Origin of the sequence: Micromonospora fluostatini, assembly GCF_050410825.1 — a bacterium.
In the GTDB taxonomy this organism is placed as follows: Bacteria; Actinomycetota; Actinomycetes; order Mycobacteriales; family Micromonosporaceae; genus Micromonospora; species Micromonospora rosaria.
Genome location: NZ_CP191251.1, coordinates 5,607,072 through 5,621,476, shown reverse-complemented (window position 1 = coordinate 5,621,476; position 14,405 = coordinate 5,607,072). Strand labels below are relative to the sequence as shown.

17 protein-coding genes are annotated in these 14,405 nt (G+C 72.6%); 13 read left to right on the top strand and 4 right to left on the bottom strand.

What is annotated here, in order from left to right:
- The first annotated feature begins 78 nt into the window (after nt 1-78).
- From ACQUFX_RS24945 to ACQUFX_RS24895, 11 genes are all read left to right on the top strand, one after another.
- Nucleotides 79-1,077, top strand: coding sequence for a hypothetical protein (locus tag ACQUFX_RS24945; protein WP_428962696.1), 999 nt, complete (start codon nt 79-81; stop codon nt 1,075-1,077).
- Between the two features lie 85 nt (nt 1,078-1,162).
- Complete coding sequence (locus tag ACQUFX_RS24940; RefSeq protein ID WP_067371230.1) at nt 1,163-1,795, top strand: DUF4178 domain-containing protein; 633 nt, start codon at nt 1,163-1,165, stop codon at nt 1,793-1,795.
- Nucleotides 1,796-1,798: 3 nt separating this feature from the next.
- Nucleotides 1,799-2,305 (top strand): DUF2617 family protein, encoded by a 507-nt coding sequence (locus ACQUFX_RS24935; RefSeq protein ID WP_428962695.1) that lies wholly within the window; start codon nt 1,799-1,801, stop codon nt 2,303-2,305.
- Nucleotides 2,302-2,727 (top strand): DUF4247 domain-containing protein, encoded by a 426-nt coding sequence (locus ACQUFX_RS24930; RefSeq protein WP_428962694.1) that lies wholly within the window; start codon nt 2,302-2,304, stop codon nt 2,725-2,727. Before ACQUFX_RS24935 ends, ACQUFX_RS24930 begins: the two co-directional genes overlap by 4 nt.
- 43 nt (nt 2,728-2,770) lie before the next feature.
- Nucleotides 2,771-3,193 carry a DUF350 domain-containing protein gene (locus ACQUFX_RS24925; protein WP_428962693.1) on the top strand — a complete coding sequence of 141 codons (423 nt, stop codon included), beginning with the start codon at nt 2,771-2,773 and terminating at the stop codon, nt 3,191-3,193.
- Nucleotides 3,193-4,056, top strand: coding sequence for a hypothetical protein (locus tag ACQUFX_RS24920; RefSeq protein ID WP_428962692.1), 864 nt, complete (start codon nt 3,193-3,195; stop codon nt 4,054-4,056). Before ACQUFX_RS24925 ends, ACQUFX_RS24920 begins: the two co-directional genes overlap by 1 nt.
- Complete coding sequence (locus ACQUFX_RS24915; protein WP_428962691.1) at nt 4,053-5,648, top strand: polyamine aminopropyltransferase; 1,596 nt, start codon at nt 4,053-4,055, stop codon at nt 5,646-5,648. The genes ACQUFX_RS24920 and ACQUFX_RS24915 overlap by 4 nt, the downstream gene beginning before the upstream one ends.
- 85 nt (nt 5,649-5,733) lie before the next feature.
- The gene (locus ACQUFX_RS24910) at nt 5,734-6,522 is read left to right on the top strand and encodes a hypothetical protein (RefSeq protein WP_428962690.1); all 789 of its coding nucleotides are present in this window, start codon (nt 5,734-5,736) and stop codon (nt 6,520-6,522) included.
- Between the two features lie 312 nt (nt 6,523-6,834).
- Nucleotides 6,835-7,644, top strand: coding sequence for an SDR family NAD(P)-dependent oxidoreductase (locus tag ACQUFX_RS24905; protein WP_428962689.1), 810 nt, complete (start codon nt 6,835-6,837; stop codon nt 7,642-7,644).
- Between the two features lie 157 nt (nt 7,645-7,801).
- Nucleotides 7,802-8,341 (top strand): orotate phosphoribosyltransferase, encoded by a 540-nt coding sequence (gene pyrE / locus ACQUFX_RS24900; protein ID WP_067366958.1) that lies wholly within the window; start codon nt 7,802-7,804, stop codon nt 8,339-8,341.
- 57 nt (nt 8,342-8,398) lie between these two features.
- Nucleotides 8,399-8,776, top strand: coding sequence for an ArsR/SmtB family transcription factor (locus tag ACQUFX_RS24895; RefSeq protein WP_007454255.1), 378 nt, complete (start codon nt 8,399-8,401; stop codon nt 8,774-8,776).
- A gap of 66 nt (nt 8,777-8,842) precedes the next feature.
- Here the strand turns inward: ACQUFX_RS24895 and ACQUFX_RS24890 are convergent, their stop codons facing one another.
- From ACQUFX_RS24890 to ACQUFX_RS24875, 4 genes are all read right to left on the bottom strand, one after another.
- Nucleotides 8,843-9,802, bottom strand: a complete 960-nt coding sequence (locus tag ACQUFX_RS24890) for a DUF368 domain-containing protein (RefSeq protein WP_428962688.1) — start codon at nt 9,800-9,802, stop codon at nt 8,843-8,845.
- A gap of 131 nt (nt 9,803-9,933) precedes the next feature.
- A complete protein-coding gene (locus tag ACQUFX_RS24885) occupies nt 9,934-10,575 on the bottom strand; it encodes a DedA family protein (protein WP_428962687.1) in 642 nt (213 codons plus the stop codon).
- Between the two features lie 183 nt (nt 10,576-10,758).
- Nucleotides 10,759-12,342 (bottom strand): cell wall anchor protein, encoded by a 1,584-nt coding sequence (locus tag ACQUFX_RS24880; protein WP_428962686.1) that lies wholly within the window; start codon nt 12,340-12,342, stop codon nt 10,759-10,761.
- Nucleotides 12,343-12,477: 135 nt separating this feature from the next.
- Nucleotides 12,478-12,690, bottom strand: coding sequence for a hypothetical protein (locus tag ACQUFX_RS24875; protein ID WP_428962685.1), 213 nt, complete (start codon nt 12,688-12,690; stop codon nt 12,478-12,480).
- A 129-nt stretch (nt 12,691-12,819) separates the two neighbouring features.
- On the opposite strand from ACQUFX_RS24875, the gene ACQUFX_RS24870 reads away from it, so the two are divergent.
- Together ACQUFX_RS24870 and fbaA are read left to right on the top strand one after the other, a co-directional pair.
- Complete coding sequence (locus ACQUFX_RS24870) at nt 12,820-13,203, top strand: phage holin family protein (protein ID WP_428962684.1); 384 nt, start codon at nt 12,820-12,822, stop codon at nt 13,201-13,203.
- Between the two features lie 122 nt (nt 13,204-13,325).
- Complete coding sequence (gene fbaA / locus ACQUFX_RS24865; protein ID WP_428962683.1) at nt 13,326-14,348, top strand: class II fructose-bisphosphate aldolase; 1,023 nt, start codon at nt 13,326-13,328, stop codon at nt 14,346-14,348.
- Nucleotides 14,349-14,405 lie beyond the last annotated feature (57 nt).

Genomic DNA, 14,405 nt, shown 5'->3' with positions numbered 1-14,405 from the left:
GCCGGTAAGGCTGATCCGTCCGGAGGTCCGGCCGAACGGATCTGCCGCTGTCGAAGCCTCCTGGTTACCGTGCCAGCCATGATCGAATCCCCGGTGGAACCGGCCGAGCCGGCTCGCCCGGCCCGGCCCGCCACGGTGACCGCCGCGTTCTGGGTACAGCTCGCGCAGGTCGCCGTCCTGCTGCTGCTGGTCGGCCTGGTCGTCTGGTACGCGGTGCACTGGAACGGGCAGATCGACCGGGCGGTGCGGCTGGTTCCGGACGCCGACCCGGACGAGGTGTCCGGGGAGCGGATCAACAACGTCGTGACGTCCAGCGCGTTCGCCCTGCCCGCGCTGCTCGTGGCCATCGTCCTGGCGGTCACCGCGCCCCGGGTCCGCCGGGGCCGCAACGGCGCGCGGATCACCGTCCTCGTGGCCGGCGGCCTCCAGTTCGTGGCCTGCCTCGGGATGCCCTGCAGCGGGCTGCTCTTCCTGCCGTTCATCCTCGTGGGGCTCGGCGTGGAGGGGGAGGAGGAGGGGCCACCGTTCGACGGGACCGAGTGGACGTCCTCGCGGTTCAGCGACGAGTTGTACGGCCGGGTGGACCCGGCCGACGACCTGTTCTTCGGTCTCGGTGCGGCGGGCTTCGGCCTGCTCCTGGTCCTTACCATCGTGGTCGTGCTGCTGCTGACCCTGCCCCCGGCGGGGCGCTACTTCGGCACCGCGCGGCCCGCCGTCGCCCCGGTGCCGTACCCGCTGCCCGGGCACCCCTTCCCCGGTGCCGGACACGGCCTGCCCACCGCGCCCGGCGGGTACGCGTTCCCGTCCGGGTACGGCGCACCGGCCGCCCCCGCGCCGGTGGCCGGCTACGGCCCGCCCGGGTACGGCGCCGTGCCGCTGGCCGGCGCCACCGTGCCGCCCGGGTACCCGGTGCCGCCGGGGTACCTGATCTGTCCCGACCCGGCGTTGCACCTCGCCCGGCCACCCGCCCCGCCGACCCCGGCGGCGGAGCCCCTGGCCACCGCCCCGCCGGCTGCGGAGGCGGAGCCAGCGGGAGGGGCCGCCGGGGAGCCTCCGCAGTCGACGCCGCTCACCTGAGCTGTCACTCGACAACGGGGGCTGTTTCTCCTGGTGGCCCGGGGTTGTTACCGTCACCGCCGGTGCACCTGGGGAGGTGGTCGCAATGAACGGTTCCGTGGCGTACCTGCTGACGGCGGCAGGATGTCTGATCGGCGTGGCCGGTGTGGTCATCGCGATCGTCGCGGTACAACGGTCCAAGCAGAAGCCGAAGGCGCAGCAGCGGGCGGGCGGTGACCCGTTCCGGGACCGGGACTCCGACGCGCTGCGCGGCGATCCACGCCGGCTGACCCCCGGTGACATCGTCGAGATCCGGGGCGTCTCGTACGCCGTCCGGGGCTCGATCCAGCTCGTCGAGGGCGGGTGGAGCTGGGCCGAGCACCTGATCGACGACGCGCAGGGCACGAAGCGGTGGATCTCCGTCGAGGAGGATCCCGACCTGGAACTGGTGCTCTGGGCGGCCGAGCCGGGCGCCACCGTCACCCCGGGCGCGCCGACCATCGACTTCGCCGGCCGCCGGTACTCCTGGGAGGAGACCGGCCAGGCCCGGTACACCGCCGTCGGCACCACCGGGCTGGACCCGAACGGCACCATGCGGTACCACGACTACCGGGGCCCCGGCGGGGCGCGGCTCTCCTTCGAGGCGTTCGGCTCGGCGAACTGGGAGGTCGCCCAGGGCGAGCTGCTGCACCGGGGCGAGGTCATGATCTACCCGCAGGGCCCGGGGAAGGTGGGCTGACCGGTGCTGGTCACGCTCGACACGCCCTACGTGGACACCCGCGCGGCCGACCTCAGTCTCGTCCTCGGCGACGCCGAACGGCCCGCGCTGCACGTGCTCGACCTCGCCCTGCCCGGCCCGGTCGAGCTGCGGCTGCGCCTGCTCGGCGCCTCGCACCAGGTGCTCCTGCGCGCGCCCGGCACCGAGCTGACCGAGACCGTCGCCTGCCTGCCCGGCCGTCCGCCGGAACTGCCGCCGGTGGCGTACGACGAGGCGGCCGGGCACCGGTTCACCGCCTCCGTGCTGCGGCTCGCCCCGGCCGAGCTGACCGACCGGGTGGCCGGGCTGCGGGCGGAACTCGCCGACGACCGGTACGCCCTGGTGGGGGTCTTCGGCGGGGACGTCGACGCGGTGACCGCGCTGCACGTCCGGACCGACCCGCCGGACGGGGCGGTCGGCTGGCGTACCTGGCACGCGTATCCCCAGACCGGCGAGCTGGTCCTGACCGAGACGGTGGTGACCCTGCGATGACGTACCGGCGCTGGTTCGTGGTGGGCGTGGCCGTCGCGCTGGTGGGCGCGGTGATCGCGGCCTTCGCCCTGTTCTACGGCAACTTCTCGCCCCGGGGTTTCGTCGAGGACCGCTACACCCGGGCGGCCAGCCGGGACATCGGCCGGCAAGCCCTCGCGTACACCTCCAGCCGGCCGCCCAGCCAGGTGGCGAAGGAGGTCACCGACGCCTGGCAGCCGGCCGACCAGTACGTCGACGGCAGCGGCGTCTACCTGCGCTACGACGACGACTCGGTGGTCATCCTGCCGCTCGCCGCCGGCTCGGTGATCCTGCTGGAGCGGATGACCACCGCCTACCCGCGTTACCACTCCACGGTCGGCCGGGGCTGGGGCTGGGGCGGCGGCGGCACCGTCCGGGGCGGCGGCCCCGGCAGCGGCAAGTGAGCCTGGCAAGTACCGAGACGACCCCCTCATCCTGGAGCCCCCTGTGCAGAACCTCCTGAACGACCTGCTGGTCAGCCTCGCCTACGGTGCGGTCGGCATCGTGCTGATGGCCATCGGCTACGTCCTGGTCGACGTGGCCACCCCCGGCCGGCTCAACGAGCTGATCTGGACCCACCGCAACCGCAACGCCGCCGTGCTGCTCGCCTCGAACCTGCTCGGGGTCGGCACCATCGTGGTCGCCGCGATCGTGGCCAGTTCGCACGACGTCACCATCGGCCTGATCGGGGCCGGCGCGTACGGCGTCCTCGGCCTGGTCATCATGTCGGCGGCGTTCCTGCTGCTGGACGCGGTGACCCCCGGCAAGCTCGGCGAGATCCTGGTCGACCCGGAGCCGCACCCGGCGGTCTGGGTCTCGGCCACCGTCCACCTCGCCACCGGCGCGATCATCGCAGCCGCGATCATCTGATGGCCGCCGGCAAGCGGTCCGGCCAGGCCCGCCGGCCGGCGACCAAACCGGCGCACAGCGGCCTGACGACGGTGGGGCTGGCCCTGGTGACCGTGCTGGTCGTCGGTGCCTGCGTGGTCGGCATCGTGCGCCGGGACGACGGCTCCACCCGGGTCCCGGCGCCCACCGCCGCCGAGCGGGACGACACGGTGCCGATCCTGGCCCGCGCCGCCGAGCAGCACGGCCTCTGCTACGGCTGGCGGCTCAGCGACAGCTCGACCGAGGTCGTCAGCGTCGGGTCGAACGTCGGCGTCGGGATCGGCGTCGAGGAGAACCCGCAGTGCCCGCGCTGGGTGCAGGTCGAGGCGCGGGTGACCTACACCTCGGCCAGCAGTGAACTCGACGACTCGGCGTTCGTCACGGTGACCACTTCACCGGACCTGGACCGCACCCGGCTGGTCGGGCTCCGGACCCGGCTGGAGCGGTTCGGGCTGACCCGGGAGGTCTTCGTCGACGACCCGGGCTGGGCGGTGACCCGGGCGGCGACCGTGCTGCCCCTGCTGGTCGCCGAGGCCGGCGTGGTGGAGCCGCTGGCGACCACCGCACCCGTACCGGCCGACCAGGTGCCCCCGCTGGCCGCCGCCGGCAGCGACCTGTGGCGGGACCGGTGGGGGCAGTTGCTCACCGTCGCCGGGCTGCTGCTGGTGGCCGTACTGCTGGTCGTGGTCGGTCTGGTGCAGCGCAGCCGGCAGCGGCGGGCGGCGGCCGGCCCGGCGGACCGGACCGCACCGGGGCAGGGGCCGCCCGCGCCGGGGCACCGCCCGCCCGGCCCGGGTCGGCGGCCACCCGCGCGTGGTCGCGTCGCGCCGCGGAGGCGACGATGAGCGTCGCCGACGCACCGCTGGCGGCCGGGCCGGAGACCCCGACCCGGCCGTACTGGCGGCTGGCCCGCGCCAGCGTGCTGCTCGCGGTCTTCGTCTGTGCGGCCTGCGGCCTGGTGTACGAGTTGGCCCTGGTCGCCCTCGGCAGCTACCTGATCGGGGACAGCGTCGGGCAGGCGTCGATCGTGCTCGGCGTGATGGTCTTCGCCATGGGCGTCGGGGCGCTGGCCGCCAAGCCGTTCCAGCACCGGGCCGCCGCCGCCTTCGCGGCGATCGAGTTGGCGCTGGCGCTGCTCGGCGGGCTCTCCGTGCTCGGCCTGTACGCCGCCTTCGCCTGGCTGGACCTGTACGGCCCGGCGCTGGTCGGCACCGCGTTCGTGCTCGGCCTGCTGATCGGCGCCGAGATCCCGCTGCTGATGGTGCTGCTGCAACGGATCCGGGAACAGGCGGCCGGCAGCGCGGTCGCCGACCTGTTCGCCGCCGACTACGTCGGTGCGCTGCTCGGCGGGCTGGCCTTCCCGTTCCTGCTGCTGCCGATGTTCGGGCAGCTCAAGGGCGCGCTGGTGGTCGGCGCGGTGAACGCGGTGGCCGGGGTGGCGCTGGTCTTCACGGTGTTCCGGCGGGACCTGAGCCGGCGGGCGCTGGGCGCGCTCACCGCCGGCACCGTCGTGGTCTTCCTCTGCCTCTCCTACGCCTGGGTCACCGCCAGGGACTTCGAGGTGACCGCCCGGCAGCAGCTCTACCGGGACCCGGTGGTGCACGCCGAACGCAGCCGGTACCAGGAGATCGTGCTGACCCGGTCGGTGCCGGAGCCGGGCAGGGGCGTCACCGACCTGCGGCTCTTCCTCAACGGCGACCTCCAGTTCAGCTCCCTGGACGAGTACCGCTACCACGAGGCGCTGGTGCATCCGGCGCTGGCCGGCAGCCGGGGCGAGGTGCTGGTGCTCGGCGCCGGGGACGGCCTCGCGGTGCGGGAGGTGCTGCGCTACCCCGACGTGGACCGGGTGACCGTGGTGGACCTCGACCCGGCGGTGGTGGCGCTGGCCCGCCGCGACCCGCAACTGCGCCGGCTCAACGGGGACGCCTTCGACGACCCCCGGGTACGGGTGCTGCACGCCGACGCCTTCACCTGGCTGCGCGACGCCGCCGACCGGTTCGACGCGATCGTGGTGGACCTGCCCGACCCGAACGAGACGGCCACCGCCAAGCTCTACACCGTCGAGTTCTACACGCTGGTCCGGGCGGTGCTGGCCGACGGCGGGCGGATCGTGGTGCAGAGCGGCTCGCCGTACTTCGCGCCCCGGTCGTACTGGTCGATCGAGGCGGCGATCCGGGAGGCCGGGTTCACCACCGTGCCGTACCACGTGGACGTGCCGTCCTTCGGCGACTGGGGTTTCCACCTCGCCGTGCCCGGCACCCGTACCCCGGCCCTGGGGCTGCCCTCCGACGCGCCGGACCTGCGCTTCCTCGACGCGGCGACGCTGCGCGCGGCGGCGACCTTCCCGGCCGACCGGGGTCGGGTCGAGGTGCCACCGTCCACCCTGCTCCACCCGCACGTGCTGGAATACGCCCGTACGGAGTGGCGCGGTTACTGACCGCTCCGGCGGGTCGCCGAACCGCTTGCCGTGCCGGATTGGCTGCCACTCGATACGGTGTGTAGTGATCTAGGAGAGGAGAACCGTGGTCGATCCGCAGAACTCGCCGCCGGCGCGTACCCGCCCGAGCGTCGTCACCGTGTCCAGCTATCTGATCATCCTGTTCGTCGTCACCCAGGTGATCAACCTGCTGCTGTCCTTCACCACCATCAGCGCGACCCGGGAGGCGTTCCGGTCCGCGTACCAGGGCGCGGACCCCCAGGGCGCCGACACTCTCGCCGGGGTGGGCGTGGCGTTCGCCATCGCCGCCAGTGTCTTCACGGTGCTGCTCGCAGTCGGCCTGCTCGTGCTGGCCCTGCTGAACAACCGGGGCAAGAACTGGTCCCGGATCACCACCTGGGTGGTCGGCGGCCTGTTGGTCTGCTGTACCGGTGGCGGGCTGATCAGCGGCGCGGCCGGGGTGACCGGCAGCCAGGGCAGCAGCCCGGACCTGGACACCGAGGAGTTGCAGCGCCGCCTGGAGGCGGAACTGCCGTCCTGGTACAACGGCCTCACCCTGACCCTCAACGTGATCGGGCTGCTCGCCCTGCTCGCGGCGCTGATCCTGCTGGCGCTGCCGGCGGCCAACGAGTTCTTCCGCAAGCCGCAGGCGGGCCCCGGCGGCGGGTACCCGCAGGGCCAGCCGGGCTACCCGCCGACCCCCGGCTACCCGCAGCACCCCGGCGAGCCGGGTTACCCGCAGGCCCCGGGCGCGCCGGGCTACCCGCCGACGCCCGGTGCTCCGGGCTACCCGCAGTACCCCGGCCAGTCCACGCCGCCGCCGGGCCAGCCGCCGGCCTCCGGTGACCAGGGGCCGTCCGACCGTCCCTCCTGACCGCCGCGCCCACGTCACGGCACCCTCGACTGATCCCTCCGCACAGGTCGCACCCGGGACCTGGGCGGAGGGATCAGCCGTGTAGGACTGCCCGGGGGATCAGCCGTCAGGCCTGCCCGGGGGATCAGTGCCGTGCGGCACGCCGTCGCCGTGCCGGACGCGGAACCGGTCTGAATGGATTCCGGTCGACGCAGGGGTTTCGGTCGGGCGGCTCCTCGGTTACCTTGTGGTAACCACGCTGCCGGTGTGCCGGCGGCGAACGCCTGGTCCACCCGGCGACCCCCGACCAGCCCGTCCCGTGAGGTCCGTTCCGTGCCGTCCGACCCGAGCCCGACCGAGCGGTGGGCCCTGATCACCGGAGCGACCGCCGGGATCGGGGCCGCCTTCGCGCGCCGGCTCGCCGCCGACGGGTGGCACCTGGTCCTGGTGGCCCGGGACGCCGATCGGCTCGACACGGTCGCCACGGAGTTGGCCGGGCGGCACGGGCGACGGGTCGAGCCGCTGGCCGCCGATCTGTCCACCGGGGACGGTTGTGCCGCCGTCGAGCGGCGGATCGCCGCGGATCCCCCGGTCGACCTGCTGGTCAACAACGCCGGGTACAGCCTCAACCGGTCGTTCGTCCACTCCACCCCGGCGGACGAGGAGCGGCTGTTACGCCTCAACGTGCACGCGGTGTTGCGGCTGACCCAGGCGGCACTGCGGCCGATGACCGAGCGGCACCATGGGGCAGTGATAAATGTCTCTTCGGTTGCCGGATTCGGTCCGGTGATGCCGGGTTCGACGTACCCGGCGAGCAAGGCGTGGGTGACCAGTTTCAGTGAATCGGTCGGCCAGTCGGTCCGTCCGTTCGGCGTCCGAGTGTTAGCCGTCTGTCCCGGCTACACCCGTACCGAATTCCACGAACGCGCCGGTATCAACACCTCGGCGCTGCCCGGCTGGATGTGGCTCAAGGCCGACGACGTGGCCGCCGAAGCCCTCCGTGACCTGCATAAAGGGAAGATCGTCTCTGTCCCTGCGTGGCGGTACAAGCTCGCCGTGGCCGGGCTGCGGCACGCCCCGCGGCGACTGCTGCACGCTCTCACCCGGGACGCCCGGGGTCGGGTCGCCCGCGACCCCGGATGAGCCCGCCGGTCGCCACCGGCTGCCCGGCCCGGTCCGACTGGAGACAGTTTGCAGTTGCACAGAGTAGCCAGGCATCGCCAACCGTCGGTCGCCCGCTCGGCTGACCCGTGCGGGGCCCACACCCGGCTCCCAGACTTGCGCAGTACCCTCTACCCCCATGGGGGACCACGACGACCTGCGTAAATTCATCACTGACCTGGCTGTCGTCCACGGCCGGGTCGTGCTCTCCTCCGGCCGGGAGGCGGACTGGTACGTCGATCTGCGGCGCGTCACGCTCCATCACCAGGCGGCGCCGTTGGTCGGTCGGGTGCTGCTCGACCTGACCGCTGACTGGCAGTACGACGCAGTCGGCGGGCTCACCCTGGGCGCGGACCCGATCGCGCTCTCGATGCTGCACGCCGCCTCGGCGACCGACCGGTCGCTGGACGCGTTCGTGGTCCGCAAAGCGGGCAAGGCACACGGCCTTCAGCGTCGGATCGAAGGACCCGACGTGGCCGGGCGGCGGGTCCTGGCGGTGGAGGACACCTCGACGACGGGCGGCAGCGTGTTGACCGCCGTCGAGGCGTTGCGTGAGGCGGGGGCCGAGGTGGTGGGTGTGGCGGTTATTGTTGATCGAGGCGCTGGCGACGCGGTGCGAGCCGCCGGGCTGCCGTATCGAGCCGCCTATACGTTGGCTGACCTCGGCCTTCTGGCGTAAAAGTTTGCCGATTCGGATCTGCTGATATGCAGGCGGATCGATGCTGCTGGTGGAAGGATGGAATACGTGGGAACTGCGTTGGCTGAAATGACCATGCCTCAGATCTCGCCGCTTGCCGGCGAGCCGATCGAACGTGCCGACGCCGAGCGGCTGGCCGGGGTCCTCAAGGCCCTTGCCGACCCCGCCCGGCTGCGGCTGCTCAGCCTGATCCAGTCGGCACCGGAGGGGGAGGCGTGCGTCTGCGATCTGACCGCGCCGCTCGGCCTCTCCCAGCCGACGGTCAGCCACCACCTGCGTATCCTCACCGAGGCCGGCTTGCTGGAGCGGGAGAAGCGCGGCGTGTGGGCCTACTACCGGCTGGTGCCGTCGGCGATCGCCACGATCGCCGATCTGCTCACCCCGCCGCGCAAGCGGGCCACCAAGAAGGCCCGCTGACGGTATCCGTCACCTCCGGTGGCCGGCTCGTACCGGCCACCGGGGTGGGCGGTGTCCGCCGGTGGGTCAGCGGTTGACCGGCGTCCGGTAGGACTCCGGCGGCTGGTAGGTGGACTCCTGCGTGGTCAGTTCCTGGGCGGCCCGGCGCAGCCGACGCTGCTCGGCGACGAACATCGTGCCGACGACGGCCAGGCCGAGCAGGAAGAGCCCGAGGATCGGCAGCAGGTTGTCGCCGGGCGCGCTCAGCGACCGCTCCTCGGTCTGCCACGGCCACAGGGCGCGGAGGCTGCCCAGCAGTGCGCCGGCCATCACCGCCAGCGTCATGCGCCGGTGCCGGTCCAGCAGCCACTGGAGCAGCTTCACGAACGAGGCCAGGCCGATCACCAGGCCGGTGGCGAAGACCGCGAGGTAGCCGAGGTCCCGGTCGTTGAGCGCGGTGATCGTCGGCTCGTACAGGCCCACGGTGAGCAGCAGGAACGACCCGGAGACCCCGGGCAGGACCAGCGCGCAGACCGCCACCGCCGCCACCACCAGCACCACGAGCGGGTGCGGCGTGAGTTCCGCCTGCGGCAGGCCGGTCAGCAGGAAGGCGCCCACCGCGGCGAGGGCCAGGGCCACCACGTGCCCGAGCCGCCACGGTCGGCCCGCCATCGAGACGGGTACCGCCACCGAGGCGAGCACCAGGCCGAGGAAGAGACCCCGGGTGTGTTCCGGGTACTCCGTCAGCACGGGTTCGAGCAGCTTGGCGGCGAGCAGCAGGCCCGGCACCATGCCGAAGAAGACCGGCAGCACCACCGACCAGTGCACGTAGCCGATCTGCTGGCCCGCGCGCCGCCAGCCCCGGCCCCGGGGTACGTCCGACACCGCGTAGCGGACGGCGTTCACCACGTGCCCGGCGGAGGTGATGAGCCGTTCGTACACGCCGGTGACGAGTGCGATCGTGCCTCCGCTGATGCCGGGTACGGCCTCGGCCACGCCGATGGCGGCCCCCCGGAAGACATGACCGATCCGTTCACCCAGTGCCATGGAGCATCCGTTCGTCGTACGCCCGGACCGCCGGACGCGGCCCGGTGACGTGGCCAACCAGGCTACCGGTGATCGATCTGGAACCTCGGTGGCCCTGGGCTGCGACGATGGTGAATTCGCTGAGTCTTTACTCAGGCGCGGCGGGCGGCCGTCCGGGCCCGGAGCACCTCGACCACGATCGGCAGGACCGAGATCAGCACGATCGCGATCAGAATCGCCTCGATGTTCGCCTTCACGAACGGGATCTGGCCGAGGAAGTACCCGAGCACCGTCACCCCGGTGCCCCACAGGATGCCGCCGACCACGTTGTAGGTGACGAAGGTGCGGTAGTTCATCCGGCTCACCCCGGCCACGATCGGCGTGAACGTCCGTACGATCGGCACGAACCGGGCGAGCACGATCGAGCGGGCACCGTACTTCTCGAAGAAGTCGTGTGCCTTGACCACGTTCTCCTGCTTGAAGAACCGTGAGTTCGGCCGCCGGAACAACGCCGGCCCGACCTTGCGGCCGAAGGCGTACCCGACCTGGTCGCCGACGACCGCGGCGATGGTGATCAGCAGGCAGACCAGCCACAGCGGATAGGTGATGTACTGCCCGTCGGCGGTGAGCAGGCCGGCGGTGAACAGCAGCGAGTCACCGGGCAGGAAGAAGCCGATCAGCAGGCCGGACTCGGCGAAGACGATGGCGAGGATGCCGAGCAGCCCGAAGGTCGAGATCAGGAACTCCGGATCGAGCCAGTCCGGGCCCAGGGCGAGAGTGGTGGGCGTCGGCACGAGGCGACCTCCGAGTCGGGCCAGGTGGGAGTGCGACGTCCGCCGGGTGGGTCGACGGTCCCGCTGCCCCGGCGGCGGCTCGTCCGTAGTCTAGGCGCGCCGCCGCCCGGCCCCGGGTGTCTCCGCGCCGACGCCGCGCCCCGGCCGGCGCCCGGTCGCCGGTACCGCACGTCGGCCCGGCGCTCAGCCGCCGGTGCCCCGACGTCGGGTGACCAGGAAGATGACGGCCCCGACGACGACGAGCGCGAGGCCGACCCCGGCGATGGTGGCGACCGGGGCACCGGTGATCGGCAGTCCGCCGCCGTCACCGCCGTCACCGTCGTCACCGCCGTCCGGGCCGGTCGTGTCGACCACGATCGTCGCGGTGTCGTTGCTCGGGTCCAGGTCCCGGGCGAACTCGTCGGCCACACCGAGGTGCAGCAGCTCGACCGTGCTGGTGTGCCGGCCCGCCGTGTCGACACGCAGCGAGAACGGGAACTCGGCCCGCTCGCCGACGCGCAGCACCCCGGGCAGGTAACAGGTGTAGCGCCGTCCCCCGGGCCGGCCGGGCTCCTCGCCCTGGTCGTCGTCGGTACGGCAGTGCTCGCTGGCCCGGACCGCCGTGGTGCCCTCGGGTACGGCCACGTCGACCATCGTGTAGAAGCCGCGCGTACCCCAGGTGGCCAGGGCCGCCGGCCCCGCGTTGGTGAACCCGACGGTGACCGGGACGGTCCGGCCGACCGAGGTGTCGACCCGGGCCCCGGCGGCGACCGCGTCGGCCCGCTGGTCGCCCTGGACGGTGATCGTGATCGCGGTCGCGTTGTCCTCCGGGTCGACGTCCGACTGCGGGTCACCCGCCGCCCGCTCCCGCTGCTGCGACCGGGTCACCGGCCCCAGCCCCAGCACCCCGTCGGTGCCGTTCTCGCCGATCCGGTCGACCGGCGCGTGCTGCGAGCGGAGCGCCGCCCAGTCGGCCGGGGTGAGCCAGAGAGCGGAGCCGTGCTGGGTGTTCGGCGCCCAGGAGTCGCCGGGCAGGGCGAAGCCGAACCCGGTGTCGACCCGGACGGTCTCGCCCGGCGCCAGCGTCCGCTCGAAGGTGCAGGCGAACATCACCGGCGTGGAGTGGTGCGGCCCCCCGGTCGCGTACTCGCAGTTGCGGTACCGCGTGGCGGGGGCGAGACCGTAGTTGCCGACGACGTAGAGGACGAGCTGCCCGACGGCCTGCTCGCCCTGGTTGGTGACGGTCAGCGGGGCCGGCACGGTGGCGCCGGGCCGACCGCTCAGCGCCACCTGGGCGGGCGAGACCAGGTCGACGCCCTCGCCGACGGCGACCGTCGACCGGTAACCGGCCCGGCCCCCGCCCCGCTCGGCGACCGTGAAGGCCAACTCGCCCCGCTGACCCGCCCCGGCGTCCGGCCGCAGCGTCACGGCGAGGTGGAGCAGGCTCATCACCGGCTCCTCCTCGTTGTTGACGGTGCAGGTCAGCACGGCGCCGTCCGCCGTGCAGTCGGCCGTCGGGACGGTCACCTCGGCGAACCCGTCGACACCGCTGCGGTCCACGGTGACCGTGAACTCGGGCAGCGGCCGGTCGGCCAGCGCGGTGAGCGTGACGTGCTTCGCCGGGCCACCGGGAGCGAGCAGCACGCTGTTGGCGTACAGGCCGAACTCCACGGCCGGGCGGACGTCGGCCGGCTCCGGCGCGGCGGCGACGGGGGCGGCTGCGGTGGTGACCAGGGCGGCGGCGACGCCGAGCCCGGCCAGCAGCCGCCGGGTCGAGTGCTTGCGCATCACGGGCTCCTCGGTGGGTGGCCCGTGGATCGTAGGCGTTCGCGGCCGGGACGGCTGCCCTCGTGGGACGCGACACCGGTCAATGAACCGAACGGCCCACCACATCTGCCGCAACGGCTCGCCGGCCCGCTGCCGTCAGCGGTAGTCGTCCTCGTCGCCGGCGACCACCCGGGCCTGCTCCACGGCGTCCCAGTCGCCGACCTCCAGGCCCCGGTGCGGCTCGCTGTCGGCGTCCGCCGGATCGGTGGAGGTGGCCTGCTCGACGGCGTCGGCGGCCGGGGCCTCGGGGTCGCGTTCGTCCGGCGTGAGGTGGTCGCTCGGGGCGAAGTCCTCGTCGGGTTGAGCCATCGTCCCTCCCTGATAACGGCGGAAACCTACCCACACCGTACGGGGTGGGCCGGGTCTCCGCTCGCCGGGCGGGGTACCGGTCGGCCGATTGCCGCCCCCGACCAGGGGTGCCGGTGCCAGGATGAGGCCGTGGGCTTCCTGATCCGGCTGGCGACCACCGCGATCGCGTTGTGGGTCACCACCCTCGTCGTGCCCGGGGTGGAGGTGGGCGGCCGGTCCGGGACGAACACGGCGCTCACCCTGGTCGTCGTGGCGCTGATCTTCGGCGTGGTCAATGCCGTCCTCAAGCCGGTCATCAAGGTGGTCGGCTGCGTGTTCTACCTGCTCACCCTCGGTCTGTTCGCGCTGGTGGTGAACGCGCTGCTGTTCCTGCTCACCGACTGGATCGCCAGCGTGCTGGACCTGCCGTTCCGGGTGGACGGCTTCTGGCCGGCGTTCTGGGGCGCGATCGTGGTGGCGGTGGTGAGCTGGCTGATCAGCATCGTGGTACCGGACCGCCTGGGTCGGCGGTGACGGGCCGGTTGTGTCCGACCGCGGTTGCTGCGGGATACTTCCGGCGGTGGACAGTGCGGTCCGGCGCACCCATGGAAGACAGCGGCCTGACGGCCGAGAGCGGTAAGTAAGGAGCGTTCGACATGCCCATCGCTTCCCCCGAGGTCTACGCGGAGATGCTGGACCGCGCCAAGGCCGGCCGGTTCGCGTACCCCGCGATCAACGTCACCTCCTCGCAGACGCTGAACGCCGCCCTGAAGGGCTTCGCCGACGCCGAGAGCGACGGCATCATCCAGGTTTCCACCGGTGGCGCCGAGTACCTCTCCGGCCCCTCGGTCAAGGACATGGTCACCGGCGCGGTGGCCTTCGCGGCGTACGCCCGCGAGGTGGCGAAGCACTACCCGGTCAACATCGCCCTGCACACCGACCACTGTCCCAAGGACAAGCTGGAGAAGTTCGTCCGCCCGCTGATGGCCATCTCCAAGGAGCGGGTCGCCCGGGGCGAGGACCCGCTGTACCAGTCGCACATGTGGGACGGCTCCGCCGTGCCGGTCGCGGAGAACCTCCAGATCGCCGCCGAGCTGCTCGACCGGGCCGCCGAGGGCAAGATCGTCCTGGAGATCGAGGTCGGCGTGGTCGGTGGTGAGGAGGACGGCGTCGAGAACGCCATCAACGACAAGCTCTACACCACCGTCGAGGACGGTCTGGCCATGGTCGAGGCGCTCGGCCTCGGTGAGAAGGGCCGCTACATGGCGGCGCTGACCTTCGGCAACGTGCACGGCGTCTACAAGCCGGGCAACGTGAAGCTCCGCCCGGAGATCCTGAACCAGATCCAGGAGGCGGTCGGCGCCAAGTACGGCAAGGAGAAGCCGCTCAGCCTGGTCTTCCACGGCGGCTCCGGCTCGCTGCTGGAGGAGATCCGCGAGGCGCTGGACTACGGCGTGGTGAAGATGAACATCGACACCGACACCCAGTACGCCTTCACCCGCCCGGTCGCGGACCACATGTTCCGCAACTACGACGGGGTGCTGAAGGTCGACGGCGAGGTCGGCAACAAGAAGCAGTACGACCCGCGCACCTGGGGCAAGCTCGCCGAGGCGGGTCTCGCGGCCCGGGTCGTCGAGGCCTGCGAGCACCTGCGCTCCACCGGCACCAAGCTGAAGTGACCTGGCTGTAAGGAAGGGCCCCCTATTAACGCCTACGGTAGAGAAGGGCACCCTTCT

Excerpts from the sequence above, each read along its gene's own strand:
- ACQUFX_RS24915 (WP_428962691.1), top strand. The coding sequence starts at position 4,053 with ATGAGCGTCGCCGACGCACCGCTGGCGGCCGGGCCGGAGACCCCGACC.
- pyrE (WP_067366958.1), top strand. The coding sequence starts at position 7,802 with ATGGGGGACCACGACGACCTGCGTAAATTCATCACTGACCTGGCTGTC.
- ACQUFX_RS24895 (WP_007454255.1), top strand. The coding sequence starts at position 8,399 with ATGGAATACGTGGGAACTGCGTTGGCTGAAATGACCATGCCTCAGATC.
- ACQUFX_RS24920 (WP_428962692.1), top strand. The coding sequence starts at position 3,193 with ATGGCCGCCGGCAAGCGGTCCGGCCAGGCCCGCCGGCCGGCGACCAAA.
- ACQUFX_RS24930 (WP_428962694.1), top strand. The coding sequence starts at position 2,302 with ATGACGTACCGGCGCTGGTTCGTGGTGGGCGTGGCCGTCGCGCTGGTG.
- ACQUFX_RS24890 (WP_428962688.1), bottom strand. The coding sequence starts at position 9,802 with ATGGCACTGGGTGAACGGATCGGTCATGTCTTCCGGGGGGCCGCCATC.
- ACQUFX_RS24880 (WP_428962686.1), bottom strand. The coding sequence starts at position 12,342 with ATGCGCAAGCACTCGACCCGGCGGCTGCTGGCCGGGCTCGGCGTCGCC.
- fbaA (WP_428962683.1), top strand. The coding sequence starts at position 13,326 with ATGCCCATCGCTTCCCCCGAGGTCTACGCGGAGATGCTGGACCGCGCC.
- ACQUFX_RS24945 (WP_428962696.1), top strand. The coding sequence starts at position 79 with ATGATCGAATCCCCGGTGGAACCGGCCGAGCCGGCTCGCCCGGCCCGG.
- ACQUFX_RS24940 (WP_067371230.1), top strand. The coding sequence starts at position 1,163 with ATGAACGGTTCCGTGGCGTACCTGCTGACGGCGGCAGGATGTCTGATC.
- ACQUFX_RS24875 (WP_428962685.1), bottom strand. The coding sequence starts at position 12,690 with ATGGCTCAACCCGACGAGGACTTCGCCCCGAGCGACCACCTCACGCCG.